The 4,370-nt window shown below is 63.3% G+C and carries 4 protein-coding genes; 3 read left to right on the top strand and 1 reads right to left on the bottom strand.

Annotation, left to right across the window (positions count from 1 at the left end; genetic code table 11):
• The first annotated feature begins 414 nt into the window (after nucleotides 1-414).
• Together CFB24_RS22065 and CFB24_RS22060 are read left to right on the top strand one after the other, a co-directional pair.
• Nucleotides 415-2,241 (top strand): PHA/PHB synthase family protein, encoded by a 1,827-nt coding sequence (locus tag CFB24_RS22065; protein WP_088522763.1) that lies wholly within the window; start codon nucleotides 415-417, stop codon nucleotides 2,239-2,241.
• Between the two features lie 12 nt (nucleotides 2,242-2,253).
• Entirely contained in the window at nucleotides 2,254-2,577 is a 324-nt protein-coding gene (locus CFB24_RS22060; RefSeq protein ID WP_088522762.1) for a hypothetical protein, read from the top strand.
• Nucleotides 2,578-2,824: 247 nt separating this feature from the next.
• On the opposite strand, the gene CFB24_RS24030 is transcribed toward CFB24_RS22060, so the two are convergent.
• Nucleotides 2,825-3,649, bottom strand: coding sequence for a MarR family winged helix-turn-helix transcriptional regulator (locus CFB24_RS24030; RefSeq protein WP_338064208.1), 825 nt, complete (start codon nucleotides 3,647-3,649; stop codon nucleotides 2,825-2,827).
• 221 nt (nucleotides 3,650-3,870) lie between these two features.
• On the opposite strand from CFB24_RS24030, the gene CFB24_RS22050 reads away from it, so the two are divergent.
• A complete protein-coding gene (locus CFB24_RS22050) occupies nucleotides 3,871-4,077 on the top strand; it encodes a hypothetical protein (RefSeq protein ID WP_088522760.1) in 207 nt (68 codons plus the stop codon).
• Nucleotides 4,078-4,370 lie beyond the last annotated feature (293 nt).

Here is a 4,370-nt window from a genome sequence, read left to right as displayed (position 1 = left end):
CGATGACCGCCCCGGCAAAGCCGCCGGCCTCCGCTAAGCGGAGCTCCGTCCGCCGGATCACTCAGAAAATCTCCACCACGTTCGTGGACGCTACCCGCCGGCGTGCAGAAGGATGCGTTGGCGATGCTCAGCGACATCCTGCCCACCGGTTTCGAATGCGGCGTGCTGAATGGCAAGAGGGCAGGCGTAGAGCAAGGTTAAGTAATTTCCGAGCCTTTCATCAGCCACGGCGCCTATGTCATCTTTTTTGGCGCACGCGATGGATGCTGTCTCTTACGCGTGATCGCGCGCGAGCGCCGCCGCCGACAAAAGCCTGAAATTGGAATTGGCTAACCGAGAGCGCGAAGATCAAAGGCGGCGCGCCGTCTTGTGATCACAGGCCGCACGCCCGCTCCCGCGCAAGGAACAGCGCAGATGAACCGTCGCACGAGCCTTGCCTCTCGCGTGAATCCATCCGGGGCGCCGACGGTCGCTTCGGCCCCGCGGTCGGCCGGCGCGGAGGCCGCGCCCTGCGAACGCTTAGAAGTCGATTCGCCTGCGCCGCTCGACCGCGTGCTGCGCGCCAGCCTGGCGCGCAGCACGCTTGGCCTGTCGCCGGCGGCTTTGTGGCTCGCCTGGGCGGATTGGGCGATTCATCTGGGCGCCGCGCCCGGCAAACGCATCCAGCTTTCGGAAAAGGGTTTTCGTAAACTGGTGCGGTTCGTGGCCTATAGCCTGAGCTACGCCTGGTGTCCGGGCGACGACGACTGCATCGCGCCGCTGCCGCAAGATCGCCGCTTCGCTTCCGAACAATGGCGCAAGCCGCCTTTCGTCTTCTTTCAACAATGGTTCCTGCTGCAACAGCAATGGTGGCACAACGCCACCACCGGCGTCAGCGGCGTTTCCGCGCATCATGAGCAATTGGCCACCTTTATGGCGCGGCAGGCGCTGGACATGGTTTCGCCCGTCAATTTCATTCCCACCAATCCCGAGGTCTTGTCGGCGACGCTCGCCGAAGGCGGCATGAATCTGGTCCGGGGGGCGCTCAACTTCTGGCGCGATTGGGAGCGCGCCGTCGGCGACAAGCCGCCGCCCGGCGTCGAGCGGTTCCGGCCGGGCGACCAGGTCGCGGCGACGCCGGGCGAAGTGGTGTATCGCAATCGCCTGATCGAACTGATCCAGTACAGGCCAACTACAGCCGATGTCTGGGCGGAGCCCGTGCTGTTCGTTCCAGCCTGGATCATGAAATATTACATTCTCGACCTGTCGCCGCACAACTCGCTGGTCAAATATCTTGTCGATCACGGCCACACCGTGTTCATGATGTCCTGGCGCAATCCTGTCGCCGCCGATCGCGATCTCGGCATGGACGATTATTTGCGGCTTGGCGTGCTGGACGCGCTGAAGGCGATCAACGCCATCGTCCCCGGCGTCGGCGTCAACGCGGTCGGCTATTGCCTGGGCGGCACGCTGCTGTCGATTGCGGCGGCTTGGCTGGGGCGCGAGGGCAAACAGGCGCTCAACAGCGTCACCCTGCTCGCAGCGCAGATCGACTTCACCGAGGCAGGCGAACTCACCCTGTTCATCGACGACAGCCAGCTCAGCTTCCTCGAAGACGTCATGTGGGAGCAGGGGGGCCTCGACGCGCGGCGGATGGGCGGAACGTTTCAGTTGCTGCGCTCGGCGGACCTGATCTGGTCGCGCCTCGTCCGCGAATATCTGCTGGGCCAGCGGTCGGAAATGACCGATCTGATGGCATGGAACGCCGACGCCACGCGCATGCCCTATCGCATGCATAGCGAATATCTGCGCCAGCTTTTCCTCAACAACGATCTGTTCGAAGGCCGCTTCCTGGTCGATGGCCGCCCCGTCTCCCTCGGCGACATTCAGGCGCCGCTGTTTGTCGTCGCCACCGAGAGCGACCATGTCGCGCCCTGGCGTTCCGTTTACAAGATCAACCTCATTGAAAGCATCGACACGACCTTCGTTTTGACCAGCGGCGGCCACAACGCCGGCATCGTCAGCGAGCCCGGCCATAAGGGCCGGAGCCTCCGGATCGCGCGTCACCGCGCGCATTCGCGCTATCTCGGACCCGACGAATGGCGCGCTCGCGCGCCGGTCGTGGATGGTTCGTGGTGGCCGCTATGGATCGAATGGCTTGGGCGTTCCACGCAGCGCGTCCCGGCGCCTCCGATGGGCGCGCCGGAGCGCGGCTATGCGCCGTTGGGGCCGGCGCCCGGAACCTATGTGATGCAGCGTTGACAGGAGTTCGCCATGGAGCCGCAAGCCGGGACGCAGCCGTTTCCTTATAACTGCTCGCTGCCGTCCGATTGGACGAGGGCTCTGACGATCTCCGCGCTCGCGGCGTTCGAAAAACAATGCGAGGCGCTCCGCGAATATAGCGAAATCATGGCAGGCTGGGCGGCGCGCCGAGAGGAGGGTCTGCGCGACGGCGTCGGCGCGGTCCAGGCGATTTTCACGAGCGACTCCCTGGAGTGGAAACGCATTGCGCAACGATGGGCGTCGGGGAGTCTGAGACGCACGGTGGAGGACATCAGCGCCATGGCGGACCTCATGGCGCTATTGCGACGGACGTAACCGGCATTGCGCGGAGCAGCGGCGCCCGCCGCGCGTTCGCGCCAAGGCGCGCCGTGTTCGAGACCTTGAAAGCCACGCTCAACCTGCCTGCCGATTCCTTCCGTCGCCGTCTTTCGCATCGCCGGCGGCTTGCTGCTGTTCCATCGCGCCGTCGAAATGATTTTCGAGCGCGGGGGAGCGCGATTTCGCCAATGGGTTGATCGCCCGATCCGCTCCGCGTGTGGCGACCGCTTCGACGCAAACCGATTCAGCCGAAGCGGTCGAGCAATTCCAACAGCAGCGGCTTCAAGCGGCGGATTTCTTCACGATGGATCGCCGAGAGTTCTCCAAGAAGATCGGCGGCGCGCTCCGTAAGGACAAGCGTGGTCTTGCGGCGATCCGTCTCCGAAGCGCGCCGCGCGACGAGATCGAGCGCCTCGAGCCGACTGATCAGTTCGGACGCGCTGTGAGGCTTGAGAATCAGCCGCTCCGCCACATAGCCGATGGTGGCTTCCGCTCCCGGCGCGCCGCGGATCGCCAGCAGCGCCTGATGCTGTTGCGGCGACAATCCGACCTCGACGGCGCGCGCTTCGCTGAACGCCAAAAAGGCCCGCAACGCCGCGCGGAAGTCCGCCAGAGCCGCATAGTCACGGTCGTCGAGAGTGAAGGCCTGATCCGTCATTGTCGATCCGCAAATGATGAATATCGCGACACGAGATATGTGGTCTCGTCGGTCGAGAGCGATCAACACACGTTTTACACCAAGGCGAAGAACGCGACGCGCCGCATTTTGTCGCTGCGCTGTTTGCCGCAGGCCGTTCGGGCGCGACGCAGAGGGAAACGTCGGGCGAGGCGTCGGCAAGTCCGGCGAGAATAGGAGAGCCGGACAGCTGAAGACCTTTATCCTGAAGGCCTCGCGCTCTGGCGTTGCATTGGCCGCAGCGCCATGGGCAATGCCGCCGAAGGTGCGGGACGCTGCGCCTTGAAGCGCGAATTTGTGATTGAAGCCGAACGCGACGCCGACCTGCTGGAGCAAAGCCATAACCTCGGCGACCTCAATGACGCCCTGCGCCGATTGGCGCGACACCTGCACGCGGAAACAGACGCCGAGGATCGCTTGGTCCCTCTCCAAGCCAGGCCGAGGGGGCCCAACGCGCGAGGCGTTGAGGCGACATGCCTCCCTTTACGCAGCAAGCTGAAACCGGGTCGCAGCTTTTGGGTACGTCATCCGATTGTGACGATTGCATTTTCCAAGAAACATCGTATAGCGATATAATCTCTGCTGCGGAGTGGCCTGGTTCCGGGGGCGTGTCGATGCATCTGGTGGCTTTGCGAATTTATGACTGGAATGATGCGAACGACGCCGCCGATCGCCTCTACATCCAGGGGCGGACGTATGTGTTGCAGTTGTCCGAGAGCGTTCATGGACCGACGCCGCCGCGCATCATGAGCATGTCCGAAATCGGGAAATGGCTTGACGATCGCCCTGAACAAATCATGGCGTCGTTCGACGGTCTGTAAGTTGAATTTCCCGCATTTTTCCGCGCGCCGCAGGACTTTAGGGACCTGTCGCCTGGGTCGCATCGGGCGCCTGCTTCAGCTGTCCGATCTCTTTTTTTGAAAAATAGCGCGAGAGGCGCTTGACGTTTTCGGTGGTCTCGCCTTATAAGCCGGACATCGACGGCGTCGCTGCCGGTCACTGGCGGCGAACGCTGACGCGTCTTCTCTAGACCTTCGTGGTTTGGCCGGCTAGGTCGCCGGGTGGGGACGTTTTCGGGTTTAGGGCGGGTTGACGCTTTCGGGTGTTTAGCCTA

It is taken from the genome of Rhodoblastus acidophilus (assembly GCF_900187365.1).
Classification (GTDB): Bacteria; Pseudomonadota; Alphaproteobacteria; order Rhizobiales; family Beijerinckiaceae; genus Rhodoblastus; species Rhodoblastus acidophilus.
This window is presented reverse-complemented; position numbering and strand designations above follow the sequence as displayed.